This is a genomic window from Desulfobotulus sapovorans DSM 2055 (assembly GCF_059569355.1).
The window spans coordinates 14,179-39,696 of record NZ_JCANVJ010000009.1 but is presented as its reverse complement, the minus strand read 5'-3'; the positions used below and the strand labels follow the sequence as shown (position 1 = coordinate 39,696).

At 54.7% G+C, this 25,518-nt stretch carries 17 protein-coding genes and 1 other RNA gene; 13 read left to right on the top strand and 5 right to left on the bottom strand.

Annotated elements, in window-relative coordinates; all coding sequences use genetic code 11:
* The first annotated feature begins 23 nt into the window (after positions 1–23).
* The 7 genes from BR04_RS08510 (at position 24) to BR04_RS08480 (ending at position 8,852) form a co-directional block, all read left to right on the top strand.
* Complete coding sequence (locus BR04_RS08510; protein WP_496355576.1) at positions 24–3,734, top strand: pyruvate carboxylase; 3,711 nt, start codon at positions 24–26, stop codon at positions 3,732–3,734.
* 129 nt (positions 3,735–3,863) lie between these two features.
* Complete coding sequence (locus tag BR04_RS08505) at positions 3,864–4,124, top strand: DUF4405 domain-containing protein (protein WP_496355575.1); 261 nt, start codon at positions 3,864–3,866, stop codon at positions 4,122–4,124.
* Positions 4,121–4,624, top strand: coding sequence for a hypothetical protein (locus BR04_RS08500; protein WP_496355574.1), 504 nt, complete (start codon positions 4,121–4,123; stop codon positions 4,622–4,624). Before BR04_RS08505 ends, BR04_RS08500 begins: the two co-directional genes overlap by 4 nt.
* Positions 4,621–6,444: a UbiD family decarboxylase gene (locus BR04_RS08495; RefSeq protein WP_496355573.1), complete on the top strand. Its 1,824-nt coding sequence runs from the start codon at positions 4,621–4,623 to the stop codon at positions 6,442–6,444. The genes BR04_RS08500 and BR04_RS08495 overlap by 4 nt, the downstream gene beginning before the upstream one ends.
* A gap of 93 nt (positions 6,445–6,537) precedes the next feature.
* A complete protein-coding gene (locus BR04_RS08490; RefSeq protein WP_496355572.1) occupies positions 6,538–6,864 on the top strand; it encodes a hypothetical protein in 327 nt (108 codons plus the stop codon).
* 66 nt (positions 6,865–6,930) lie between these two features.
* Complete coding sequence (rlmN, locus tag BR04_RS08485; protein ID WP_496355571.1) at positions 6,931–8,004, top strand: 23S rRNA (adenine(2503)-C(2))-methyltransferase RlmN; 1,074 nt, start codon at positions 6,931–6,933, stop codon at positions 8,002–8,004.
* Positions 8,001–8,852 (top strand): rhomboid family intramembrane serine protease, encoded by an 852-nt coding sequence (locus BR04_RS08480; RefSeq protein WP_496355570.1) that lies wholly within the window; start codon positions 8,001–8,003, stop codon positions 8,850–8,852. The genes rlmN and BR04_RS08480 overlap by 4 nt, the downstream gene beginning before the upstream one ends.
* A 343-nt stretch (positions 8,853–9,195) precedes the next feature.
* On the opposite strand, the gene BR04_RS08475 is transcribed toward BR04_RS08480, so the two are convergent.
* The gene (locus BR04_RS08475; RefSeq protein WP_496355569.1) at positions 9,196–9,570 is read right to left on the bottom strand and encodes a chemotaxis response regulator CheY; all 375 of its coding nucleotides are present in this window, start codon (positions 9,568–9,570) and stop codon (positions 9,196–9,198) included.
* A gap of 959 nt (positions 9,571–10,529) precedes the next feature.
* Positions 10,530–10,878, bottom strand: a transfer-messenger RNA (tmRNA) gene (gene ssrA, locus BR04_RS08470).
* A 531-nt stretch (positions 10,879–11,409) separates the two neighbouring features.
* Between ssrA and BR04_RS08465 the strand changes: the two genes are divergently transcribed.
* A complete protein-coding gene (locus tag BR04_RS08465; RefSeq protein ID WP_496355568.1) occupies positions 11,410–12,708 on the top strand; it encodes an exonuclease SbcCD subunit D C-terminal domain-containing protein in 1,299 nt (432 codons plus the stop codon).
* A gap of 148 nt (positions 12,709–12,856) precedes the next feature.
* Positions 12,857–16,552, top strand: a complete 3,696-nt coding sequence (locus BR04_RS08460) for an AAA family ATPase (protein ID WP_496355567.1) — start codon at positions 12,857–12,859, stop codon at positions 16,550–16,552.
* Between the two features lie 69 nt (positions 16,553–16,621).
* Here the strand turns inward: BR04_RS08460 and BR04_RS08455 are convergent, their stop codons facing one another.
* A complete protein-coding gene (locus tag BR04_RS08455; RefSeq protein ID WP_496355566.1) occupies positions 16,622–18,736 on the bottom strand; it encodes a Tex family protein in 2,115 nt (704 codons plus the stop codon).
* A 68-nt stretch (positions 18,737–18,804) separates the two neighbouring features.
* Positions 18,805–19,572 carry an alpha/beta fold hydrolase gene (locus BR04_RS08450; protein ID WP_496355565.1) on the bottom strand — a complete coding sequence of 256 codons (768 nt, stop codon included), beginning with the start codon at positions 19,570–19,572 and terminating at the stop codon, positions 18,805–18,807.
* 194 nt (positions 19,573–19,766) lie between these two features.
* Between BR04_RS08450 and BR04_RS08445 the strand changes: the two genes are divergently transcribed.
* The gene (locus BR04_RS08445; protein WP_496355564.1) at positions 19,767–20,528 is read left to right on the top strand and encodes a substrate-binding periplasmic protein; all 762 of its coding nucleotides are present in this window, start codon (positions 19,767–19,769) and stop codon (positions 20,526–20,528) included.
* Between the two features lie 102 nt (positions 20,529–20,630).
* The gene (locus tag BR04_RS08440) at positions 20,631–21,590 is read left to right on the top strand and encodes a mechanosensitive ion channel domain-containing protein (protein WP_496355563.1); all 960 of its coding nucleotides are present in this window, start codon (positions 20,631–20,633) and stop codon (positions 21,588–21,590) included.
* Positions 21,591–21,711: 121 nt separating this feature from the next.
* On the opposite strand, the gene BR04_RS08435 is transcribed toward BR04_RS08440, so the two are convergent.
* Positions 21,712–22,674, bottom strand: a complete 963-nt coding sequence (locus tag BR04_RS08435; protein ID WP_496355562.1) for a calcium/sodium antiporter — start codon at positions 22,672–22,674, stop codon at positions 21,712–21,714.
* Positions 22,675–22,938: 264 nt separating this feature from the next.
* Between BR04_RS08435 and BR04_RS08430 the strand changes: the two genes are divergently transcribed.
* Both BR04_RS08430 and djlA read left to right on the top strand, forming a co-directional pair.
* On the top strand, positions 22,939–24,558 hold the full coding sequence (locus BR04_RS08430) for a FumA C-terminus/TtdB family hydratase beta subunit (RefSeq protein WP_496355561.1): 1,620 nt from the start codon (positions 22,939–22,941) through the stop codon (positions 24,556–24,558).
* A 75-nt stretch (positions 24,559–24,633) separates the two neighbouring features.
* A complete protein-coding gene (gene djlA / locus BR04_RS08425) occupies positions 24,634–25,410 on the top strand; it encodes a co-chaperone DjlA (protein WP_496355560.1) in 777 nt (258 codons plus the stop codon).
* Positions 25,411–25,518 lie beyond the last annotated feature (108 nt).

Genomic DNA, 25,518 nt, shown 5'->3' with positions numbered 1-25,518 from the left:
AAAAGGAAGGGATTGCAATGGGTATGAAAACCTTTGAAGAATTCCAGGCGGAAATCGCCGGGAGACGGGATGCCGGGGAAGATGTCCGTATCCTCATTGCCAACCGGGGGATTCCCGCCCGTCGCATCAGCCGGGCCATCACCGAACTGGGGGCCACGGCCTGCGTGACCGCAACGGATGTGGACAAAACCTCCCCTGCCGCCGTTGCCGCCAGAAGACTCATGCTCCTGGGAGAAAACCCGACGGCGTACCTGGATCTGGAGCGCATTGTCCGCAAAGCCAAGGATGAGGGGATTGAAGCCATCCATCCCGGATGGGGTTTTGGTGCGGAAGATGATGCTTTTCCCGCCATATGTGAAGAGGCGGGGATTATTTTCATCGGCCCTCCCCAGGCGGCCATGCACGAGCTGGGCAACAAGGTGGCTGTGCGCAGGCTGGCTCAGAAGGTGGGAGTGCCTGTGGTGCCCGGTTCCGAAAAAGAGGTCACCATTCCTGAAGCCCGGGAGATTGCCTATAAACTGGGTTTCCCCATTATGCTCAAGGCCGAGGGGGGCGGGGGCGGAAGGGGAATCTATGAAGTGTATTCCGATGATGATCTGGAATCGAGCTTTATTAAGGCTTCTGCCCTGGCGGAAGCCAGTTTTGGCAACCCGAGGCTCTTTGTGGAAAGGCTGCTTCCCTCTGTCCGGCACATTGAGATTCAGGTGATTGCCGACAAATACGGCAATGTCTTTGCCTTTGATGAGCGGGACTGCACCGTGCAGCGCAACCATCAGAAGCTGGTTGAGATTACCCCGTCCCCCTGGCCGGGCATGACCCCGGAACTTCGGGCAAGGCTCAAGGAATACGCCATCCGCCTTGTGAAGGCGGTGGACTATTACTCTCTCGTGACGGTGGAATTCCTTGTGGATATGGAGGGCAACCCCTATCTCATTGAGGCCAATACCCGCCTTCAGGTGGAGCATGGCATCACCGAATGCCGTTACGGGGTGGATCTGGTGGAAGAGCAGATTGCCATTGCCTATGGCTGCAAGCTGCGCTTCAACGAGGAAAATACAAGGCCCAACCAGTTTGTCATGCAGGTGCGGGTGAACTGTGAAGACCCGAAAAAGAATTTCTCGCCCAACGCAGGTCGCATTACCCGCTACATTTCTCCCGGCGGCCCTGGAGTGAGGCTGGATTCCTGTGTATCCGCAGGCTATGAATTCCCCTCCCAGTATGATTCCGCAGCCGCCCTGCTCATCACCTATGCCAACACCTGGCCCAAGTGCGTGGTTCAGATGCGGCGGGCTTTGAGCGAGTACATGATTTCCGGTGTGAAAACCACCATTCCCTTTTTCAAAACCGTGCTGGAACGGCCGGATTTTGTGGAGGGGCAGTACGATACCAAGTATGTGCACCGGAATCCTGAAATTTTTGACTATGTGGATCAACAGCCCGAAGCTCTGCGTCTTTCCCGCCTCATCGCGGACATCTCCGCCAAGGGCTACAACGAATTTCTTTCCCTGAACGACTACAGGGGCGTCCATGACAAGCGTCTCGGGCCCTGCAACCCTGTGATTCCGTCCATGCCGGAGAAGGATTGTAGAGAGCCTTCCCCCCTGCGCAGGGGACAGAGCCGGGAGAGTATTCTGGATTATGTGCGTACGGCCGGAAAGATTTTCTTTTCGGACACCACATGCAGGGATCAGACCCAGTCCAACTCCGGAAACCGTTTCCGTCTGGCCGAAGACCGGCTCATCGGGCCCATCCTTGACAAATGCGGATTCTTCTCCCTTGAAAACGGGGGCGGGGCCCATTTCCATGTGGCCATGCTGGGCAACATGACCTACCCCTTCAAAGAAGCGGAGGACTGGAATAAGTTTGCGCCGGATACCTTAAAGCAGATTCTCATCCGCTCCACCAATGTGCTGGGTTACAAGCCCCAGCCCAAGAACCTCATGCGCGTCACAGGGGAAATGATCTGTGAACACTATGACGTGATCCGCTGCTTTGACTTTTTGAACCACATTGAAAACATGCGGCCCTTTGCCGAGGTGGTGCTGCCCAAAAAGGCCAAGATCTTCCAGCCCGCCATTTCCATGAGCTACGCCAAGGGCTTTGATACGGCGCATTACCTTTCCGTTACGGAAGAGATTCTTGTCATGGTGGCCGATGTGGCGGGTGTTTCTGTGGAAGAGGCCACCCGTATCATCATTCTGGGGCTGAAGGATATGGCCGGTGTCTGCCCGCCCCGCATGATCCGGGATCTTGTCACAAAACTCCGGGAAAAATATCCGGATCTGGTGCTGCACTTCCACCGTCACTGTACGGACGGGCTTTTCTCCCCCGCCCTTGCCGCAGCCGGTCAGGCGGGCTGCCATATTCTCGATGCGGCCATCGGCGCTTCCGTGCGCTGGTACGGTCAGGGGGATGTGCTGGCCACAGCGGCCCTGATGGAGGAGGAATATGGCCTGCCCATCAGTCTCGACAAGGAGCGGGTGCGGGATGCGGGCTTTGTGCTGAAACAGATCATGCCCTACTACGATCGCTATACGGCTCCCTATTTCCAGGGGGTGGACTATGAGGTGGTTCAGCATGGCATGCCCGGCGGCGCCACCAGTTCTTCCCAGGAAGGCGCCATGAAGCAGGGCTATATCCATCTGCTTCCCTATATGCTGAAGTATCTGGCTGGTATCCGTCAGATCGTGCGTTATCATGACGTTACCCCCGGCTCCCAGATTACCTGGAACACGGCTTTCCTTGCCGTAACCGGGGCCTTCAAGCGGGGAGGGGAGAAGCATGTGAGCAAACTCCTCGGGGTACTGGATGCGGTGGTGAACACGCCGGAGGCGGCCTTGTCCCAGGAATTGAAAAAAGCCCGTCTGGAGATTTACCAGGATGCCAACGACGCTTTCCGGGATCTCATTGTGGGAAAATTTGGCCGCCTGCCCTTAGGCTTTCCGCCGGACTGGGTCTATGAGTCCGCCTTTGGCCCGGATTACAGAAAGGCCATGGAAAACCGAACCGAGGATTCTCCTTTAAAGCATCTTCTTCCCATGGATCTCAAGACGGAAAGGGATGCCCTGGTCAAGGCCCTCAACCGGGAACCCACGCCCGAGGAACTGGTTCTTTATCTCAACCATCCCGGAGATGCCCTGAAAACCATCCGGTTCCAGGAAAAATACGGAGAACCGAACAACCTGCCCCTGGATGTCTGGTTTGAAGGGGTGGAGAAGGGCAGCTCCTGTTCTTTCCGGGACAGCCGGGGCATGCCCCATGAAATGACCATTCTTGATATCTCCGATCCCGACGATGACGGCAATGCGGTGGTGCGTTACCATCTGGATTCGGAAATTCTCACCCATGTGGTGAAGGTGGCCCAGCCTGTGCGGGGTGGTTCTGCGGGGATGGAGCTGGCGGATCGGGAAAATCCCTACCACATTGCCTCCCCTTCCAACGGTGATCTCTGGGTCACCCACGTGAATGTGGGCGACATGGTGAAGGCCGGGGAGGAGATTTTCAACATCTCCATTATGAAGCAGGAAAAGGCCGTACGTACCACGGTGGATGGCCGGGTGAAGCGGGTGCTCAAGGCGGCCCGGTACCAGGTGGACCGGAAGATGGTTCCCGTGAAGGACGGGGAACTTCTTGTGGAACTGGAGCCTGTTTCCGCCAACCGTTGCAAGGGCTGTGGTGCACCGGTGCAGGATGGCTTTGTTTTCTGCCCGGCCTGCGGTAAAAAACAGCGGTAGAAAAAACGGTTCAGGTCTTGACACTGCGCCCATTTATGCCATGACAGAAGGCGGCCTTCGGGCCGCCTTTTTGCGTACAGCCCCATGGGAAGAAGATTTCGCTGGACTCTGGAAAGGAAAGGATGCCCCATGAACACTAAAGCCCGGTTTGGATGGATGGTGAATCTTGCTCTGGCCTTTTGCTTTTTGCTTCTGGCACTGACAGGTCTTCTGTCCTGGATGATCCCCCATGGCCGGGGAAATCCGGGCACAGCCCAGGATATCCGGCATTTTTTTCAGGATGTGCATGGCGTCACGGGGCTGGTTTTTCTTTGTACCCTGCTGCTGCATCTCTGGCTGCACTGGCCTTATATCCGCAGGAATCTGAAAGACATGGGCTGGTGGTCATGATCCTCGGAAGGGATGGGAAATCCCTTTCCCAGGAGGCGCTGAATCTGCGGGCCCGGGAGCTGGCGAAGGAAAAGCAGGTGATGATCCTCGGTGTCTGTGGCCCGGAAGGGCCCTGGGCGGCTCCGGTGTATTATGTCTTTTCCGAAGGGGCCTTCTGGTTTTTTTCCTCACCGGAGTCCCGGCATATCCGCCATGGCAGACAGGCCTCGGCCAGTGTCTATCAGGATGGCGGCAACTGGAAGAAGATCTGCGGTCTTCAGATGACGGGCCGCATCCGGCCGGGGAGCAGCGGTTCCCCTTCGGCCTTTGCCCGGTATTTGAGAAAATTTCCCTTTATCAAGGAAATGGCGGGAGCGGGGATGTATGATCCCAAGCAGTTCGGGGAGCGCTTTGGCAACCGCTTTTTCCGTTTCATCCCCGAATACGCCCTGTACGGGGACAACCGCCTGGGCTTTGGTTTCAAAAAGCCGGTCTCCATGGCGGAAGAGGAGCAGGCATGAGATACCAAAGCCTCTGGGAGGCCGTGCTGGATCTGGAAAAAAAAGGCGATCTTGTCCGCATTGCACAGGAAGTGGATCCGGATCTGGAAATGGCCGCCATCCACCGCAGGGTGCAGGAGGCGGGGGGGCCTGCCCTCCTCTATGAGCGGGTGAAGGGGTCTCCCTTTCCTGCGGTTTCCAATCTTTTCGGCACTCTGGAGCGGGCGCGTTTTCTGTTCCGGGATACCCTTGAAGCCGTCCAGACCCTGGTGGCGGCCAAGGCCGATCCCGCAGGACTTCTGCGCAGGCCGTCCTCCCTTCTTTCCCTTCCCCGCACCCTCATGGCCTCCCTTCCCCTCCGTAAGGGGACAGGGCCTGTGCTGGCCCATGAAACCCGCATCTCGAAGCTGCCAGCGGTGCGCTGCTGGCCAAGGGACGGGGGAGGATTTATCCTTCTTCCTCAGGTGCTCAGTGAAGATCCTGAAAAACCGGGAATCTTTGCCACCAACCTTGGCATGTACCGGGTACAGCTTTCCGGCAACGCCTACCGGCAGGATGCGGAAGTGGGGCTTCATTACCAGATCCGCAGGGACATCGGCATCCACCACAGCAGGGCTGCGGCTCTGGGAAAAAGACTTCCGGTGAGCATTTTTGTGGGCGGGCCTCCGGCCCATACCCTGGCTGCGGTCATGCCCCTTCCCGAAGGACTTTCCGAGCTGGTCTTTGCAGGCGCTCTCGGAGGCCGGAATTTCCGTTATGCCCGCAAAGGCGATCATATTCTCAGTCTCGATGCGGATTTCTGCATCACAGGCTACGTGGCCGAGGGCCAAAAACCCGAAGGCCCCTTCGGGGATCATCTGGGCTATTACAGTCTGGTGCACGACTTTCCCTATCTGGAAGGGGTGCGGGTTCATCACCGGAAAAACCCCCTCTGGCCCTTTACCGTGGTGGGCAGGCCGCCTGCGGAAGACACGGTTTTCGGCCAGCTCATCCATGAGATCACAGCTCCCATGGTGCCCGTTTCCCTGCCCGGTGTGGCTTCTGTGCATGCCGTGGATGCGGCGGGCGTGCATCCTCTGCTTTTAGCCATCGGTCAGGAGCGGTTTGGCCCGGAGCATTCCCGGCCCATGGAGCTGCACACCCAGGCCTCGGCCATTCTGGGCTTTGGCCACTGTTCCCTTGCCAAATACCTTTTCATGGTGGCGAAGGAAGATGATCCGACGCTGGATATCCATGATATTCCCGCCTTTTTCACCCATCTTCTCGAACGGGTGGACTGGGAGCGGGATCTGCATTTCCATACCCGCACCACCATGGATACCCTGGATTATTCGGGTTCCGGTCTGAATCAGGGGTCCAAGCTTGTGGTGACGGCCTGCGGATCCCGCAAACGCCGCCTGGGCGCAAGGCTTCCCGAAGGCTTCCGGCTTCCCGAAGGGCTGGATGCGGTTTGCGTGGTGCTTCCCGGTATTCTTGCCGTATCCGGCATGGCGGCGGAAAAGGAGGCAGGCCAAAGCGCCCGCCGGATCGCCAGGGCGCTTCACAGGCAGGAGGGGCTTTCCGGGGCGTTTCCCCTGGTGCTTCTCGTGGATGACGCGGCCTTTGCGGCCAGACGGGAGGCCAACTGGCTCTGGGTGACCTTCACCCGCAGCGATCCCGCAAGGGACGTACACGGGGGCGGGAGCTTCATCCGGGACAAGCACTGGGGCTGCAAGGGGCCCCTTGTCATCGATGCCCGGGTGAAGGGCCACCACGCGCCGGGCCTTGAAACGGATCCTGGGGTGGAAAAGAGGGTGGAGGCCCTAGCCGCACCGGGTGGGCCGTTGCATGGGCTTTTCTGAGAGCAGGTTTTTTCGGACAAGCGATTTGAGAGATACTTTTGGGAAGATATCATTTTTGCAGCATTAGGAATCCTGAGGAGGTTTTTTTCGAATATGGAAGTTACTCTGAATTTAAATGACGATCTGGTGAAGTGGTACAAGAAACGTTCGGCAAATTTTGGGCTGGATCTTGATGATCTGGTGGATTTTGTGCTGAATGCCTATGCCAAAAAAACAGATCCCAAAAAAACGGCGGCCATCGCCTGTCGGGCACGGGCGGCCTGCGGTATGAGTGAGGTTGAAGCGTTGCGGTATGTCCATTTTCCCCTGGAAAAACGTCTGTGGCATGGTGCCAGGGAGCTTGCAGAAAAAACGGATATGGATGCCACGGAATTTCTGACCCGTGTGATTGATGACTTTCTTTCAAGGGAAAAGGCCTGACATCTTCATGTCTTCCGATTTCCAAGACTTAAGGATGCTGCGGTGACCTCCTGTCCTGAAGAAAATATGAAAAACGCACTTTTTTCCATGACCTGTGCAGACCTTGAAAACTGGCTGCGTTTTTTGATGGGGAAGGGATCTTTTCATGCAAGGGCTCTCTACCATGAGGTGATGGGGCGAGGAAATGCTGACTTCAAGGAGCTTGCGGCCTTTGAAAAATCAGGCAGTCTTGCACGGCATATTGCAGAAAAGCTTGTGATCCCCGAAGCCCGTATTGTGGAGACCGCAGGAACCGGGGACTCTTTCAAGTTTGTGACGGCCCTTGACGACGATCTGCGTATTGAGTCGGTGGTGCTCACCATGGATCGCCACGAAACGCTCTGTGTCTCTACCCAGGTGGGCTGTCGGATGGGGTGTGCCTTCTGTGAGACCGGTACCATGGGGCTGATCCGTCAGCTCAAGACCGAGGAGGTCGTCCTTCAGGTGTTTGCGGCAAGGCATCAGTTGAAGCGATCCATCCGCAATGTGGTGTACATGGGCATGGGCGAACCCCTGGATAATCTGGAAGCGGTACTCAAGGCCGTGGAAGTCCTTTCGGATCAGCGGGGTTTTAACATCCCCCTGCGGCGTCAGACCCTGTCCACTGTGGGGCTTGTGCCGGGTATGGAGAAACTGGCAGCACGACGGATGGGAAATCTCCACCTTTCTGTAAGTCTGAATGCGGCAAACGATGGGCTGAGGGATGATCTAATGCCTGTGAACCGGGCCTTCCCCCTGAAGCGATTGCGAAAAGCCATCATGGAGTTTCCCCTGCCGCCGGGTGGAGCCATTCTGCTGGCTTATGTGCTTATCCCTGGTGTGAATGACCGTCAGGAAGATGCCGAGGCCCTGGTGCATTTTGCCACAGGGCTTCCGGTACGCATTAATCTGATTCCCTACAATCCTGGCAGAGAGGGAAAATGGCCTGCAACGGAGGATGGGGACATTCACCGTTTTGGTGCTTTTCTGTACGAAAAGGGGCTTTTTGTCCGAAAACGCTGGAGCCGGGGCAGGGAAGTGATGGCAGGCTGCGGGCAGCTCGGAGGACGGGCAGAAAAGCACCGGGAATTTCAGAATCCGGAAGGCAAGGAGGCTTCATGACAGGGAATAAGGCCCGGATGTGCCCCAAATGTGGAAAACTGGTGAGTCTGGATCAGGACGTCTGTCCCTGGTGCGGTCAGAAACAACCTGGAAAGGGGTGGCGACCTGAAAATATACTTGCCCGCATGGGGCGTCCGGGAGAAATCGTTAAGATCCTGATCTGGGTGAATTCACTTTTTTTTCTGTTTTCCCTGCTGCTCAATCCTGCGGAAACCAAATGGACGCTGAATCCCTTTACCGCCCTGGCACCGGACACCAGAAGTCTGCTCATGCTGGGAGCTACCGGAACCTGGCCAGTCTTTCAGCATGGAGATTGGTTTACTCTGGTGAGTGCAGGCTTTCTTCATGGAGGATTGCTGCATCTCCTTTTTAATATGGTCGCTCTCCGTCAGCTGGGGCAGCTTGTGGAGAGAGCTTTTGGGCCTTTTCGCATGCTTCTTATTTATCTTTTTACTAATGTGGCGGGCTTTGCCCTTTCCCTTGCGGGAGGTGTGTCGTTGACGGTTGGAGCGTCTGCCGCCATCTGTGGACTGATCGGTGCCCTTCTCTATTATGGAAAGCGGCGGGGGGGCTTTCATGGCAAGGCGGTGTATCAGCATACCCAGGGGTGGATTCTCAGCCTTGTGATTATTGGTTTTCTTGTGCCGGGTATCAATAACTGGGGACACGGGGGGGGGCTTCTTGCCGGTATTCTGGCAGCAGCTGTTTTGGGCTACTCGGAGAAAAAAACCGAAAGTACCGGAATACGGTTGTCCGCATTGATTCTGGGACTCGCCACCCTGATCCTTTTGTGCTGGCTGGCGATTACAGCCCTTATTTTTCGGGGTGGCCTTGGGCCATTTATATAAAGCTGGTGGGGGTAGGGCGGTTGATTCTTTTTTAACGGAGATTCTGTTTCAGTTATCGTTTATGGTGGATCCGGTTTTCATGCTTCAATGGGGGAGATGCCGTACCGGGTGTTTCCGCGTCCACGACATTTTCATCAGAAATCCCTTCCGATCAAGCCCGACTGTTGTCGGATTCTGAATACTTGAAAAAGGCCCAGATCTTGGAAAGCGACAGCGCTGAAGAGTTAAAACGTACAGGTTAAAACATGAGGGCTGCCCGGTTTTTTGGAATCAAGGGCAAGGGCTGAGTCAGGGGAGTCCTCAAAAATTTTTTATTCTGATGCCATGCACGTTTTGTTTTTTATCATGAAATGATTTTATTCAGTTTTTCCGCAATGGCTTCCGCAGTAAAAGGTTTTACAACATAGTTTGAGACTCCGGCCTGAACGGCTTCAATCACGTTTTGTTTTTGGGCTTCCGCCGTTACCATGAGGAAGGGGATATTTTTACAGGCAGGATCTGAGCGGACTTTTTTAAGTAAATCCAGTCCGGACATTTTGGGCATATTCCAGTCTGAAATGATGAGATCAAAACTGTTTTTGGACAGGGCTTCAAGGGCCGTTGTTCCATCATCAGCTTCGGTAATGTTTGTGAATCCAAGCTGCTTGAGAATATTTTTCAGAATGCGCCGCATGGTAGCGAAATCGTCGACTACCAGGATTTTGATTGAAATATCCATGGCTAAAAAATCCTCCTGTCGATTGTCGGCAGCTTTATATTATGGTTTACTTTGCTGTGTTTATAGCAAATTTTCTTGTTTGGCAAGAAGCTTGAAACAGGAAACGGCAGAAACCCTTTGCGGGGTTTCTGCCGTTTCTCAAAATGGCTCAAAGAAGGGGAGCCTTGAAGGCAGGTTTATGAATGATAGGACTCATCTTGTGAGCATGTAGATATGACAGTATGGCAGGAAAAGAGTACTTTATTTTATTGTGATAAAGTAAAAATTTGGTACGGCTGTTTCAGCAGAAAGATTTTTTTAAAAAATAAAAAAAGGAACAAAAATAAATTTATAATGATATCAGTATGTACTTGTTTTTTAGTATCCCGCTATCTTTGCTCTTTTGGGAAAACAGGATTCAAACAAGTTCCCAGTATTCCTGAAAGCAGGGGGAACATAGAGATTTTCAGAGTAGCTGTCAATAATAAATCTGATTATCATGCGGACTCAGTTTTTACACCCCGGTTCTTCCACCCTCCTGATTCTATGCTATTTTCCTGAGGGGTGAGAACATGCGTACGCTTTATCTGACTTTCAGGATAGTAACGCATCTACCATATTTTTTTCTCCGTGGGCCTTACCACCAGAAAAGGTCATTACCATCCGAGAAAAGATCCATTGCCATCGGACAATGTGTACCGGGATTCCCCCGGTGCTGCATTTTCGCACTCGATGGCCGTGAGCTGGTTTTTTGTTGCCATATCGGTATCTTCCCCCTGTGTATGTTTTGTGTGTGTCCGTGTGTCCGTGTGTCCGGTTTTTTCCAGAACACACACAGGACTATCAAAAAAAGCCTTGCTGCACCATGTTTTTGTATGTTTTGTGTGACGGCCTTGACGGGTAAAAAACCACAAAACCCGCATAAAATCAGGAAAAAACCAAATAAAAAAGCCACCCGAAGGCGGCCTTAATTATGATGGTGGTGGAGGCGGCGGGAATTGAACCCGCGTCCGAAGATTCTCCATGAGAGTGTCTACATGCTTAGTTCAGATTTTAAATTTAACCCTTACCAACGCCTCTGAACAGGCTGTGGTTCGGGCGATCCTGCTGATTTAACCTGAAAAGCCGCAGGCAGGCTTTTCAGGCGGTCCCGCGAGTCGACGCCCCATTCCAGCACTGCGGGAGTGTGCTGGTGAGACGGTAGCTTATGCTGCTACAGCGTAGTTATAATCGTCTGCGATTACTTTAGGTTCCGCTGTTTTACGAGCCTGCGGAGAGCTCGGCATGCAACCACCACTTCAACATCCCCGTCGAAGCCATGTCGCCCCCAATTTTCAAAAGAGCATGTTTACTCTAGAGAGGTAAAAATAAAGGCTGTCTAAGGGTTTGTCAATCACAATATTGTTGTTGTTCGCGTTTTAGATCTGGATATTTTATTATAACCATTTTGTTTTTATTGCAAAATAAGATTTATAAATAACTATTTTAAATTTGTTTCAGTAAATTTTGGGTATCATTTTGTTTTAAAAAATGTGTTTTGTTTTTTTAGGTTTCATGAATAAGTATCTGTTTTTAATGTTTAGTTCCTGGGTTTTGGCTGGATATCAAAGTGAAGTTTAGTGATTACCCCCAACGGTCATGCGATGATGAAGACACTGTATTGGCCGGATGTGGTTTGAGGATGGAGAAGGATATCCTCTCCCTTCTCCTTTTTTTCGCGGAATTTTTCTGATATTGGCAGCAAAAGACTATTTGCGACAATCGAGCAGGTCATAGGTTATGATAAATGTGTTTTCCGTACTGTGACGTACTTTTTGACAAACCGCTGCATAGGCGGTTTGGGATGCCGAAAGGTCGGCCATGAAAATTCTGCACACCTCGGACTGGCACCTTGGCCGTACCCTTTACGGTCAGCAGCGTTATGAAGAATTCGGGGCCTTTCTTTCCTGGCTTGGCGATTTCATTGAAAAGGAGGGGGTGGATGTTCTCCTCATTGCAGGAGATGTTTTTGACACCACCACACCCGGTGTCCGCGCCCAGGAGCTTTACTATGGTTTTTTGAGCCGTCTGGCTTCAGGCCCCTGCCACCATGTGGTGATCACGGGCGGCAACCATGATTCTCCGTCCTTTCTCAATGCTCCGGGGCCCCTCCTTGCCGCTCTGAATGTTCATGTGGTGGGGGCGGTTTCCGGAAATCCGGAAGAAGAGCTGCTGCTGCTGGAGTTTCCCTCAAGGATCTGTTCTGTACCGGAGCCGCCTGTACGTAAAGAAAGGCTTCTCGTCTGCGCCGTTCCCTTTCTCAGGGACCGGGATGTCCGCATTTCCGAGGCCGGGGAAAGCAGTGAGGACAAGCAGGCCCGTCTGGTTGCGGGTATCCGCAGCCATTATGCTCTGGTCTGTGGTCTGGCGGAAGAAAAGCGTAAGGCCCTGATGGCGGAAGGCAGTGCCTCCTGTTCTCAAAGGATTCCTCTTCTGGTCATGGGCCATCTTTTTGCGGCAGGAGGCAGCATTGTGGAGGGAGATGGGGTTCGGGATCTTTATGTGGGAAGCCTTGCCCATGTGCCTGCGGCGGTTTTTCCGGATTTTGCGGACTATGTGGCCCTCGGCCATCTGCATGGGGCCCAGAAGGTTTCCGGCGCAGAGCATATCCGTTACAGTGGCGCTCCCCTTGCCATGGGGTTCGGAGAGGCGGGCAGGGCTAAAAGTCTCTGCCTTATTATCTTTGAGGATTCTGAAGGAAAAGGTGTAAGCCCGGTGGTCTCTTCCGTGCCTGTACCGGTTTTTCAGGAGCTTGTGCGCCTTGAGGGGGACTGGGAGACCCTTTTGGCTGGGATTGAATCCCTTGTGGAAAGGGATGCTTCCGCCTGGCTGGAGCTGATCTATACGGGCGACACGGTGAAGGGGGATCTGCGGGAATCTTTGGAAGGGGCAGTGGCGGATACAGGGCTGAAACTTCTCTGCATCAAAAACAGGCAGGTCCGGGCCGGAATCTGTACCCCGGCTGAAGCCGGAGAAAGCCTTTCTGATCTGGGAGTGGAGGAGGTCTTTGACCGCTGCCTTGCGGCCCATGCCATACCGGAATTCCAGCAGGAAGCGTTGCGTCAGTTGTATAAAGAGGTGCTTTTGGGGCTGGAAGCAGAACAAAACGAGCATCCATGAGCGGATGCGGAGCCGGGCCTGTAAGGGTTTTGGCAGGGACTGAACGGGGCGTGGCAGGCAGCTGTCTGTACTGCGGTTTTTTTTATGCGGAATTGGCCCCAATAAAAGCCGGGCAGACTTCAACATCATAGGGTGAGCACATCAGGGCATGAAAATCCTTCAGATATCCTTCAGAAATCTCAACTCCCTTACCGGCGACTGGCACATCGACTTTACCCACAAGGCCTTTGTTTCCGATGGGATTTTTGCCATCACCGGGCCTACGGGTGCGGGTAAAAGCACCATCCTGGATGCCATCTGCCTTGCCCTCTATGGCCGCACTCCCCGCCTTGAGCGGGTGAACAAGGCGGGCAATGAGATCATGAGCCGTCAGACCGGAGACTGCGCTGCGGAAGTGACTTTTGAAACCAAAGCCGGATGTTTCCGCTGCCATTTCAGCCAGCGTCGGGCCCGTAAAAAACCCGATGGGGCGCTTCAGGATCCTGTGCATGAGATTGTGGATGTCCACGCCCCGGCGGGTATTGAAAACCGTAAAAAGGATGTGGCGCGCCGGGTGGAGGAGGTCACGGGCATGGATTTTGACCGTTTCACCCGCTCCATGCTCCTTGCCCAGGGTGGTTTTGCCGCCTTTCTGGAGGCAAAGCCCGATGAAAGGGCTCCCATTCTGGAGCAGATTACGGGAACGGCCATTTACAGTGCCATTTCCATGGGCGTGCATGGCCGTTTTTCTGAAGAAAAAAAGAAGCTGGAAAGCCTTGCCTCAGGGCTTAAGCACATACAACTCCTCAGTGAGGAAGCTTTGCTTGCGGGAAAGACCCTTCTTGGGGAAAAAAGCCTGAGGGAGGCTCTGTTGAAGGGAGCCTGGGAGGAAACGTCCGCTTTTCTTGCATGGCGGCGGAAAATTGCGGGGCTTGAGGCTGAGCTTCTTCGCATGGGGACGGAAAAGGAGGCCCTGATCCAGCGGCAGCAGGCTTTTCTGCCTGAGGCGGAAAGGCTTGAAAGGGCGCAGCGGGCCCTGGAGCTTGGGGCGGACTACGCGGGTCTTCTCTCCCTGAGAAGGGAGGATCAGAGGGATGCGGAGATTCTGGGTCAGTGTCAGGAAAAATTGCCCGCCCATGAAAGGGCCTTGGGGGAAGCGGTTCAGGCTCTGGATGCAGGGCTTTTTTTTCTGGAAAAAAAGAAGGAAGAGAGCCGGGAGCAGCAGCATCTTCTGCGGGAAGTACGGGCCCTTGATCTGAGGCTTCAGGAAAAAGAGGCCCCCATCCGTTCGGCTTCAGAGGCCCTTCATGCAGAGGAAAGCGCCTTGAGGCAGGTGCAGGCCGACCATAAAAAGGATGAAAGGCTCCTTTCTGAGGCCGAAGGGGAGCTTCTGGATCTGGGGGCCTTTCTGACCCGGCAGGCGGCGGATGCCGCTCTGGTGACGGAGCTGACCGGGCTTTCCGCCCGGATGGAGGATGTGCGGCGTCTTCATGGTGAAAGGGAAAATCTTGTTCAGGCTGGAATCCGGGCCGAGGAGGAAGTGGGGCAGGCGGAAAAGAAGCTTTCAGACAGCAGGCGTTTCCTTGAAAAGGCCCTGGCTCAGGAAAAAGCTCTGGAAGGGAGCCTTGGGGAAAAAAGGGCTTTCTACCGCGTCCATCTTCTGGAAAGGGAGCTTTCGGACTGGCAGAAGGATTTCTGGCGCTTGAAGGAGGAAAGGGGGCTTCTCCAGGGCCTTGAAAAACACCTTGCAGGCCTCCGGTCTGAAGCCGAAAATCTCCTTGCCATGGAAAAACGAAAATCTGATCTTGGGGCGGAGAAGGAAAAGCTTACCGGGCTTCTTGATGGGGAGAAGGCGAAGAAGGCAGGGTTCGAGCGGGAAGCGGAGCTTCTCGACATTCAGCTTGGCCTTCTGCGAAGACTTAGGGATTTTGAGGAGGCGAGGGGCCAGCTGAAGGATGGCGAAGCCTGTCCCCTGTGCGGGGCAACGGATCATCCCTTTGCCCAGGGCAACATCCCCAGACCCGATGCCACAGCCGAAGCCCTGAAGGAGGTGAGACGGCATCTCAAGGCAGCGGAGGGAAGGCTTTCCCGCCTTGGGGTGCAGGAGGCGGAACTGCGCAAGGATCTGGAACAGCTGGATCTTTTGGGCAGGGAGGCCCTGGCCCGGAAAAAGGCCGGGGAAGAGGCCATCGGCAGTATTCAGGAAACTTTAGGCTGGGATCTTTCCCTTGATGCTCTAAAATTTGATGCTCTGGAAAGGGCCCTGCCCGGTTTCTGTGCAGAGAAGGAGGCTCTTTTTCTGGATGCCGGAAAACGGGTGGAAACGGGTGAGACCCTGGAAAAGGAAATCCGCAGGCTTTCCGAGGATCTTGAGAAAAAAAAGGCCCTTACCCGTGGCGGAGAAAATACCCTTAAGGATGCCTTTCACCGGGAGGAGAAGGCCCTGTTGACACGCACCCGTCTGCAGGGGGAACTGGCCCTGCTTGAAACCCGCCATGCTGCGGCCCTGAGGGGATTGGAAGAGGCCCTTGAAGGCTATGGAATGGGAAAGGTGTCCGTCTCCCGTCTGGAAACTCTCGAAAGGGAGCTTGTTGCGCGGAAAAAGGCCTGGTGTGAAGCAAGTCAGAAAAAGGAGGGTCTTGGCAGCCACATCCATACCCTGAAGATCCGCTTAAGCCATCTTGAAGGAGAGATGGAAAGGCTTGGCAAGGGGATGGGTGAAAAAAAGGAGGCCCTTTCCCGTCTTCTGGAGGAAAGGGAGGTTCTGGCCAGCAGGCGCAGGCAGCTTTTTGAGGAAAAAAATCCGGACAGGGAAGAAGCCCGGATGGCGGCCGCCCAGCAGGAGGCGGAAAAGGCCGTGGAAGGGCTTCGCAGCAGGGTGGAGCAGGCAAAAGAGCAGAGGAACAGGCTCATGCAGCAGATGGAAGGTCTCCGTTCTGCCCGAACCCTTCGGCAGGAGCCTCTCTCTGGAGCGGAAAGGGAGTTCATCGCAAAATGTCTTCTCCTTGGCTTTTGCGATGAAGAAAGCTACCGCAGGGCTTCCCTTGGGGAAGAGGAGCGAAAGGCCCTTCTTGTCCGGGCGGAGGGTCTGAAACGGGAGGAGGCGGAGCTTCTGGCAAAGGAGGCGGAAAAAGGGCTTCTTTTGGAAAGGGAGCGGGAAAAAGCCCTCACAGGGGAGCCGGAGGAGGTTCTTCTTGAGGGGCTTGGCCGTCTGGAGGAGGAAAGGACAAGGGTGCAGCAGGAGATGGGGGCCATCCGTCAGAAGCTTTCCGACAATGACAGTCTGAAGGAGAAATTTGCCGCAGAAAAGGCGGCAGCGGAAGCCCAGGAGGCCATCTGTGGCCAGTGGAGCCATCTGCATAGCCTGATCGGGTCTTCGGATGGGAAAAAATACCGCAATTTTGCCCAGGGGCTGACCTTTGAGGTCATGGTGCAGCACGCCAATCAGGAACTTTCCAAAATGACGGATCGCTACCTTCTGATCCGGGACAGTCGCATGCCCCTGGAGCTGAACGTGGTGGACAGCTATCAGGCCGGGGAAATCCGCTCCACCCGCAACCTTTCCGGCGGGGAGCGCTTCATCGTGAGTCTGGCCCTGGCTCTGGGCCTTTCCCGCATGGCGGGTAGCCGGGTGCGGGTGGATTCTCTGTTTCTGGACGAGGGTTTCGGCACCCTCGATGCCGAAGCCCTGGACACGGCTCTCGAAACCCTTGCAGGCCTGCACCGGGATGGCAAGCTCATCGGCATCATCTCCCATGTGCCCATGATCCGGGAGCGCATGGGAACCCGCATTCAGGTGATTCCCAGAATTGGCGGGAGAAGCGAGATCCGGGGGCCGGGTGTCCGGGCGGGGGAGGCCTCCTGACCGATGGACTGAGGCCCTTCAGGTTCTGTTGCTTTCTCGGAGCGGTTTTGTGGGAAGCTGATCATGGGATCAGTTTGCCCCGCTTTTCATGGAAAGGGCGATCCGTTTTCTCGGTATATCCACCTCCACCACCCGGACTGTCACCCGCTGGCCCACGGTGACCACCCCATGGGGATCTTTTACAAAACGATCCGCCATCTGGCTGATATGCACAAGGCCATCCTGATGTACCCCCACATCCACAAAACAGCCGAAGTTGGTGACATTGGTGACAATGCCCGGAAGCTTCATGCCGGTTTTAAGATCCGCCATGGTGTGCACATCGGCGAAGGCGAAAAGGGAAAACTCCTCCCTCGGATCCCGTCCCGGTTTTTCCAGCTCAGCCAGAATGTCTCTGAGGGTCGGCAGTCCCACATCCCCTGTGATGTAGGCTTCAGGCCGGATTTTTGCCCTGAGTTCCGCGTTTTTCATCAGCTCCGCCACATTTGCACCAAGATCTTTGGCCATACGGGCCACGAGGGCATAGCGTTCCGGATGCACGGCGCTGGCATCCAGGGGATCGGCGCTTTCCGGCACCCGGAGAAAGCCCGCAGCCTGCTCAAAGGTGCGGGCTCCCAGACGGGGTACCCTGAGGAGGGATTTTCTATCTCTGAAGGGGCCGTTTTCCATTCTGTACTGCACCACGGCCTTTGCCAGCCTGGGGCCAAGACCTGCCACATAGGAGAGCAGGGGAGCGCTGGCCGTATTGAGCGATACGCCCACGCGGTTCACGCAGGAGGAGACCACGGCATCCAGACGTTGCTTGAGGAGGTTTTCATCCACGTCATGCTGGTACTGGCCCACCCCAATGGCCTTGGGATCAATTTTTACAAGCTCGGAAAGGGGATCCATGAGCCTGCGGCCGATGGATACCGTGCCCCGAACGGTGACATCCTTATCCGGGAATTCTTCCCGTGCGATTTCCGATGCGGAATATACCGAAGCTCCGGCCTCGTTCACCATGACGATGGGAATGGAAAGGGCGAGGCTGCGGAAAAAGCTCTCCGTTTCCCGGCCTGCGGTGCCGTTCCCAATGGCAATGGCCGAAACGGAAAAACTTTTGAGGAGTTTCCGGATAAGGGCTTCGGCCTCCTTTTCCTGCTCAAAGGGGTGAATGCGGGTATCGGCAAGGAGGGTGCCTCCGGCATCCAGTACCGCCACCTTGCATCCTGTCCGGAAGCCCGGATCTACGGCGAGAAGGGGTTTGCCACCAAGGGGCGGGGCCATGAGCAGGGCTTCCAGATTGGTGGCAAAGACCTGGATGGCTTCGGTATCGGCCTTTTCCTTGAGGGCCTGACGCAGCTCCGTTTCCAGGCTGGGAGCCAGAAGGCGCTTCCAGGCATCCTGAGCTGCCTTTTCCACCTCCAGGGAAGCCCGGTTTTTGCGGCGGATCACGCGAAAGAAGATGCGTTGCAGGGCTTCGTCCGTGTCGGGGCGGATCGTGATGCGGAGAACACCTTCCCGCTCTCCCCGGAACATGGCGAGGATTCTGTGCCCCCCCGCACGGGAGGCCACTTCTTCGTGATCAAAATAATCCCGGAAGGTGGCGCCTTCGTTTTCCTTGCCCTTGACCATGAGGCTTTTGATGCTGGCTTTTCTGGAAAAAAGTTCCCGGAGTCCGGCCCGGATAACGGCGTCTTCGCTGATGATCTCAGCAAGGATGTCCCGGCTCCCGGAAAGGGCGGCTTCTGTGTCCGGAACCGCGTCGCTGATGTAGGAAAGGGCTTCCTTCTCGGGATCAAGGCTGTCGGGCTGGGCCCAGATACGCAGGGCGAGGGGTTCCAGCCCCTTTTCCCTTGCCATGCTGGCACGGGTTCTGCGTTTGGGACGGTAGGGAAGATAAAGATCTTCCAGGCCTGCAAGGCTGTCTGAGGCCCTTATGGCTTCAAGGAGTTTTTTATCGTCAATGTTCTGCCCGGCAAGGGAGGCGAGGATGCTTTCTCTTCGGGCTTCAAGCTTCCCGTGGGCTTCCAGACCATTGAGAACGGCCGCAATCTGTACCTCGTCCAGCCCCCCGGTTTTTTCCTTTCTGTAGCGGGCCATGAAGGGGATGGTGGCTCCTTCGGTGAGAAGAACTTCCACGGCCAGAACCTGATGTTTCTGGATGCCAAGGTGGTCTGCAAGACGCTGATGGATGGTTTGCATGGTTTTTCCTGAAAAAGAGGGTCTGACGGCGATCCGGTAAGGATTCCGGGAAAGGGGGCCGCCTGAATTCAGGGCTGCCGGGAAATGAACTCCAGAATGGCGTGGTTCACCTCTTCCGGTTTTTCCACAGGAGAGAGATGGCCTGCACCTTCGATGCATTTCAGGCTGGCATTTGTAATGTGATCCTTGAGATAGGCTCCGAATTTCACGGGGGAGAGTCTGTCTTCTGATGCGGTGAGGATGAGAACGGGGGCTGTGATCCGGTGCAGCTGATCCATGATGTCAAAGCGGTCGCAGGCCAGAAAGTCTTTGAGGGCGGTTTCCGGGCTCTCGATGGCTGCGGCCTCCAGAACGGGTCGGATGGCCTGAGGATCGCTGTGGGGAGAAAGGCCCATCTGCATCTGAAGCTCCCTGAACACGGAGAAGTTCTCCCGGATGGTGTCAGAAATCAGGGGGCTGACCCGGAGCCTTGCCCCGGAATTGATCACAATGCCCCTGGGAAAAAGGGAGGGTTTTCTGGCAAGAAGCTCCAGCACAATGCCGCCTCCCATGGAAAGACCGCAGAGGACGGGGGCCTGAATTCCGACATGCTCCATGAAGTTCAGGATGTAGTCCGCCTGATCCGAAACGGAGACACAGGCCTCCGGTTCCGCAGCACTTCTGCCGGGCAGATTGGGGGCAAAACAGTTGACGCTGCCGGACAGGCCGTCGAGCTGGAGTTTCCAGAACGCTGCGTTGATTGCGGCACCATGGATGAACACAAGGCTGGGCTTTGAGGGGGTGAAAGGATGGGAAGCGGTGAAATAGCTGAAAGCGTTCTCTTCTATCCTCTGCATGAAGGGGTCTCCTTTTTCGGGGAGCATGACGGCCGGGGTGAAAGAGAGGGGGCATCTTTCTTTTCCTGCCATCCGCTGGTTCTGTCCGGGCTTTTTCAGGATTGTCACTGCCGCATGAAAGAGGTAGGCTGGAATGTCTTTGTCTGTCAATTGCTTTTACGGGAATCCGGAATCGCTGGAAAAGGAGTCCGTCCATGGATGTCTGTAGAATAAAAAGGTATACAGTCCTTTTTTCCGTATGTTTCTGCCTTTTAAGCCTTGCTCCGGTTCAGGCGGCTGAGACCTGTGTCCTGCATTCCGGATGGGAAGAATGGAAGCCCTATCAGTACCGGGCTGACAGCGGAGAATTTACGGGGCTGGATGTGGTCTTTCTGTCCGGAATTTTTCGGGAAATGGGATGTACCGTCCTTTTTGAGGAAATGAACTGGAAGGGCGCTCTGGCACGGATAGAGAACGGTACCCTGGATTTCGTCGCAGGAGCCAGCAGACTGCCCGAAAGGGAACGCTATGCCTGGTTTTCTTCTCCCTACAGGCATGAAACCTTTACCCTGATTGTCCGGAAAGAGGACGTGGGACAGTATGACTTCCATGACCTTTCTGATGTCATGAAATATCCTGTCAGGATTGGTGCCACCCATGCCTACTATTACGGGCAGGAGTTTGAAAACATGATAAAGATTCCGGCCTTCCGTGAGCGGGTTTCCTTTGTCAGTGCGGATATTCTGAACTACAGGATGCTTCTCCATGGAAGAATTTTTGGTTTCCTCATGGATCCTGTGGTTGCGGTATCCCAGCTGGACATGGGCCGTGTGGCAAAATATCCTGGCGTGGAACTGGTCAGCGGAGAGATTGCTGTCATGTTCAGCAGGAAAACCATTTCTGAGGATTTTGTGGAAAGGTTCAATGGGATACTGAAACGAATTCCGTATTCGGGACAGAAGGCGGGGCAGGAGTGATGGAGTGATGGGGGGACAGATGCCTTTTTTACGAAAGAGCGGGAGGGGGTGTAAACGCATGCCCCAGGCTCAGCCTTTTTTTTCGCCCACACTGCGGAAGCCATGGTCTGGGAATGTGTTCTGAAGGCCATTGGTTCGGAAAAATGCAGGGAGAGACGGGTTGTGGAGTGGAATTTTGTTGTGGACAATACTTTTCTCGTAAAAGCCATCACCAGTTTTGTGGTGGTGACGGCCATCCTTTTTCTGCGCTATGCGGCCATCCGCAGCATTCTCGGTCAGGAAGAACTTGATGGAACCCTGAGAAGGCGCTGGATGGTGAGTATCCGGAATACGGCCATTTTTCTGGTGATTTTTCTTCTTGTACTGATCTGGATTGAACAGCTTCAGGCCATCGGTGCAGGCCTTGTGCTGGTGGCTGCCGCTGTGGTGGTGGCTACCAAGGAATTTCTTCTTAATATTATCGGGTATTTTTACCGGAGTGCCTGCCACTCTTTTGTCATTGGGGATCGCATTGAAGTCAATGGTATCCATGGGGATGTACTGGATCAGAACCTTATGGGTATTCTCATCATGGAAGTGGGATCAGGCGTCAAAACCCATCAGTATACGGGGGTGAATATTTTCATCCCCAATGCCGTTTTTTTGTCCAATGCCGTGCGCAATGAGACCCACGGGGGGGAAGACTATGTTTTTCACATTATCACCGTCACGGTGAAAGCAGGGGAACACTGGCAGAAGGCAGAGTCACTGCTGCTGGAGGCGGCCAATCTGGTTTGTGCTTCCTACCTCACTGAAGCCCGCATTCGTATGCATCATATTTCAAGACGTCATGCTCTGGATGCCCCTGCTGTGGAACCCCGGGTGAATCTTCAGATGCCGGATCATGATAAAATCACATTTCAGCTTCGGGTGCCTGTTCCGGCAAGGCGGCGGGGCCGTATTGAAGCGGACATTCTGCGGCGTTACCTGACTGCTTTGTATGTGCAGACGGAAGAGGGGGAGGTTCCCCAGGGACTGGCAGGTATGCTGGAATCCCCCTTTCCCATTCATGAAAAATCCTGAAGGGGGGATCGGGTACAGGAGTGTCCGGTTCGGATGGGGCAGATGCTCTGATGGAGGTGCAGGTGCTGGCCCCGGGCTTTATCCTTTATAAAACGGATAGCTTGTTCTGCTTCTTCCGGGTTCAGATCAACGTACTGCGGATGAGCCAGACCGAATAACCGCAATAGACAAGAAGGAGTACGCCCCCTTCCATGCGGGAGATGTTGCCCGGTTTACGGAAACCGTATCCCAGCAGAAAGAGGGAGGCGGTGAGACCTGTCATCAGGCCCATGTCCCGTGGCAGCAGTCCGGTTCCTGCGGAAATGGGGCGAACAAGGCCTGCAATGCCCACCACGACAAGGGTATTAAAGAGATTGGAGCCGAGGATGTTGCCCAGCGCAATGGCATGTTCCCCTTTGCGTGCAGCAGCCAGACTGGAGGCCAGCTCCGGCAGAGAGGTTCCCAGGGCAACAATGGTAAGACCGATGATGAGATCGGAGATGCCGAAGGCCTGGGCAATGGCTACAGCCCCCCAGACCAGTATCTGGGAGCTGAAAATCAGAAGACCAAGACCAAGGGCCAGACGCAGCAGGGATCTGGAAACGCTTATGTTTTCGATCTGGATGGCTGTGATGGGGGCAGCTTCGGAATCCGTCTGTTTTTTTCCCATGGAGAAGAACAGAAGAAGAACAAAGACCCCAAGGAGAATGACGGCGTCCCAGCGGGAAACCAGGGTGTCAAGAAGCTGAAAGACCGCTAAAAGGGTTACCAGCATGAGGACGGGTAAAGCCCTGCGCAGCACCTCATCGGTTACGGGGATGGGACGGATCAGGGCGGTAAGGCCAAGAATGAGGGCGATGTTGGCGATGTTGGAGCCGTAGGCATTGCCCAGGGCCAGTCCTCCCTTCCCCTCGAAGGAGGCGAGGGCGGATACCAGCATTTCCGGTGCGGAAGTCCCGAAACCCACGATGACCATACCGATAAGAAGGGGAGACATCCCAAGCCGTCTTGCAAGGGCTGCGGCACCTTCCACAAAGAGATCCGCGCTGAAAACCAGAATGCCAATCCCTGCAATGAGTGCAGTCCATGCCCATAACATACTCATTTTATACCTTTTTCAGAAAATATTTTTTTATTGAAAACGTATTCTCCACGGTGGGATCCGGTACAGGAGAACAGATCGCGGAAAATTTAGTCTATTCCTTTGACTTTTTCCAGGAGATTCGGGAAACCATGGGGCGGTTATGCAATGTCCACGGTATGGTCGGAGTCTTGGGAAAGAGTCGTTTTGTTTCCGGGTCTGTTCGCATCGGGTGCCCCATGGGGAGTCCGTATAGCATTTTTTTATAATGGAAAAACGGAAAAAATTATGGAATCGTTTATATATCAGGATGTGTTGGCCCGGAAAGAAAGGGATGTGGCCTGGCGATCTCTTGGAAATACCCATATCCATCCCCTGTCCGGGGAGCTTGGGGGCTTTTTCAGGGTGGATGCCGAAGCCCTGCGGTTATTGACGGAAGAGGCCTTTCGGGATGCCGCTTTTCTGCTGCGCACGGAGCATCTGGAACAGCTTGCTGCCATTCTCAAAGATCCGGAGGCTTCAGCCAACGACCGCTTTGTGGCCATGGAACTTTTAAAAAATGCGGTCATCAGTGCGGGCAGGGTCTTTCCCATGTGTCAGGACACGGGAACGGCCCTGGTTATGGCAAAAAAGGGAGAACGGGTGCTGACCGGTGTGGACGATGTCCGCTGGATCGCCGAAGGGGTTCATCGGGCCTATACGACCGAGAATCTCCGGTATTCCCAGCTGGCTCCCCTTTCCATGTACGAAGAAGTGAACACAAAAAACAATCTTCCTGCCCAGATTGAGATTGCCGCAATCCCCGGAGACAGCTACAAATTTCTTTTTGTAGCCAAGGGGGGAGGATCGGCCAACAAATGCTTTTTATACAACAAAACCCGGCAGATTCTGTCTCCTGAAGTTTTGCTGCCCTTTCTGCGGGAGAGCCTTCAGGAAATTGGTACTTCCGCCTGTCCGCCTTACCATCTGGCGGTTGTCATCGGTGGCCTGAGCGCGGAGCACACCTTGAAAACCCTGAAACTGGCTTCCACGGGATACCTTGATACTTTGCCTGACAGCGGCAATGCCCAGGGACGGGGATTCCGGGATCTTTCCCTGGAAGCGGAGCTTCTTGTCATGAGCCGGGGGTTGGGGCTGGGAGCTCAGTTCGGAGGACGCCATTTCTGCCACGATGTGCGGGTGGTGCGCTTACCCCGGCATGGAGCCTCCTGCTTTGTCGGGGTGGGGGTAAGCTGTTCCGCCCATCGCAACATTTTGGGAAAGATTACAGCGGAAGGCCTTTTCCTCGAAAAGCTGGATGCGGATCCTGCCCGTTTTCTTCCGGATCCGGAATTTGATATGGAAGATGCGGTGTCCATTGATCTGAACCGTCCCATGGAAGCGATTCGCAGCACCCTTTCGGAACTCAAGGTGGCCACCCGGGTCATGCTGAACGGCCCTATTGTTGTGGCAAGGGATATTGCCCACAGCAGGCTGAAGGCCATGCTGGACAAGGGCGAAAAACTTCCGGAGTATTTCCTGAACCATATGGTGTATTATGCGGGACCTGCCAAGACTCCTGCGGGCTACGCTTCAGGCTCTTTCGGGCCTACCACCGCAGGCCGAATGGATCCTTATATACCGGCCTTCCAGGAACAGGGGGCTTCCCTTGTCATGCTGGCCAAGGGTAACCGCTCCCGGCTGGTGCGGGATTCGTGCAGAAAATATGGCGGTTTTTATCTTGGCTCCATCGGCGGGCCTGCGGCAAGGCTGGGCAGGGACTGTATAAAGGCTGTCCAGGTGCTGGATTTTGAGGATCTCGGTATGGAAGCCGTTTACCGCATTGAGGTGAAGGATTTTCCCGCCTTTATCATCATGGATGACAAGGGCAATGATTTTTACGATACCCTGCTTGCCCGTCCGTCCTGAGGTCTGGGGTATGGGAAAGATGCGGTGCAGGAATACTTTCTGAAAATATAATTTTTTAAACAGGATAGGACGATTATGGGGTGGCTGGGAAAACTGGTGGGAGGCACCTTGGGATTTGCCATCGGCGGTCCTTTGGGAGCCATTTTGGGGGCGGCTTTTGGCCATGGTTTTGACAAAAGGGATGAGGCTTATCTTTCGGGCCGGGGCGGACGATCCGGCGGACATCGCAGAATCGATACCCAGGATGATGCCCGGCATATGACTTTTTTTGTGGCCGCTTTTTCCATGCTGGCCAAGCTCACCAAGGTGGATGGCCGGATTACGGATGTGGAGATCCGCACCATAGAAGAGATTATGGAAAGGGATCTGCGGCTCAATGCGGAATCACGGAAAATAGCCATCCAGATTTTTCGTACAGCCGTCCAGTCTCCGGAAACCTTTGAATCCTTTGCCATGCAGTTTGCTGATGCCTTCCGTCATCAGCGTCAGATTCTGGAGCTGATGACGGATATTCTTTTTCGGGTGGCGGCCAGCGATGGAGGGGTCAGTGCTGACGAAGAGAGACTGATCCGCAGTGCGGTGCGTATTTTCGGGCTTCCTGCCAGCTTTTATGAACAGCTTCGTTCCCGCTATATAAAAAAGGATAAAAGCGGATACGAGGTGCTGGGGCTGGAGCCAACGGCCACGGATGAGGAGATCAAAAAACAGTACCGCAGGCTGGTTCGGGAATACCATCCGGATACCATCGCCTCAAAAGGGCTTCCCGAAGAATTTACGGAACTGGCGGAAGAAAAGTTCCGCACCATACAGGAAGCCTATGAAAGTATCAAAAAAAGCCGGGGGATGGCGTAGCAGGGCACGGGGAAAAAATGAAGCTGAAAGAAGTCCTTCAGAAGCTGGGGGCTGAGGACGCCACCCTCCTTGCGCGGAGTCTTGCCGGTTGATTGGGAATGAACCGGG

Bases quoted from the DNA above. Each gene is read 5' to 3' on its own strand.
- BR04_RS08465 (WP_496355568.1), top strand. From the start codon at position 11,410: ATGAAAATTCTGCACACCTCGGACTGGCACCTTGGCCGTACCCTTTAC.
- BR04_RS08490 (WP_496355572.1), top strand. From the start codon at position 6,538: ATGGAAGTTACTCTGAATTTAAATGACGATCTGGTGAAGTGGTACAAG.
- djlA (WP_496355560.1), top strand. From the start codon at position 24,634: ATGGGGTGGCTGGGAAAACTGGTGGGAGGCACCTTGGGATTTGCCATC.
- BR04_RS08430 (WP_496355561.1), top strand. From the start codon at position 22,939: ATGGAATCGTTTATATATCAGGATGTGTTGGCCCGGAAAGAAAGGGAT.
- BR04_RS08440 (WP_496355563.1), top strand. From the start codon at position 20,631: ATGGTCTGGGAATGTGTTCTGAAGGCCATTGGTTCGGAAAAATGCAGG.
- BR04_RS08510 (WP_496355576.1), top strand. From the start codon at position 24: ATGAAAACCTTTGAAGAATTCCAGGCGGAAATCGCCGGGAGACGGGAT.
- BR04_RS08475 (WP_496355569.1), bottom strand. From the start codon at position 9,570: ATGGATATTTCAATCAAAATCCTGGTAGTCGACGATTTCGCTACCATG.
- rlmN (WP_496355571.1), top strand. From the start codon at position 6,931: ATGAAAAACGCACTTTTTTCCATGACCTGTGCAGACCTTGAAAACTGG.
- BR04_RS08495 (WP_496355573.1), top strand. From the start codon at position 4,621: ATGAGATACCAAAGCCTCTGGGAGGCCGTGCTGGATCTGGAAAAAAAA.
- BR04_RS08480 (WP_496355570.1), top strand. From the start codon at position 8,001: ATGACAGGGAATAAGGCCCGGATGTGCCCCAAATGTGGAAAACTGGTG.
- BR04_RS08445 (WP_496355564.1), top strand. From the start codon at position 19,767: ATGGATGTCTGTAGAATAAAAAGGTATACAGTCCTTTTTTCCGTATGT.
- BR04_RS08455 (WP_496355566.1), bottom strand. From the start codon at position 18,736: ATGCAAACCATCCATCAGCGTCTTGCAGACCACCTTGGCATCCAGAAA.
- BR04_RS08500 (WP_496355574.1), top strand. From the start codon at position 4,121: ATGATCCTCGGAAGGGATGGGAAATCCCTTTCCCAGGAGGCGCTGAAT.
- BR04_RS08460 (WP_496355567.1), top strand. From the start codon at position 12,857: ATGAAAATCCTTCAGATATCCTTCAGAAATCTCAACTCCCTTACCGGC.
- BR04_RS08435 (WP_496355562.1), bottom strand. From the start codon at position 22,674: ATGAGTATGTTATGGGCATGGACTGCACTCATTGCAGGGATTGGCATT.
- BR04_RS08505 (WP_496355575.1), top strand. From the start codon at position 3,864: ATGAACACTAAAGCCCGGTTTGGATGGATGGTGAATCTTGCTCTGGCC.
- BR04_RS08450 (WP_496355565.1), bottom strand. From the start codon at position 19,572: ATGCAGAGGATAGAAGAGAACGCTTTCAGCTATTTCACCGCTTCCCAT.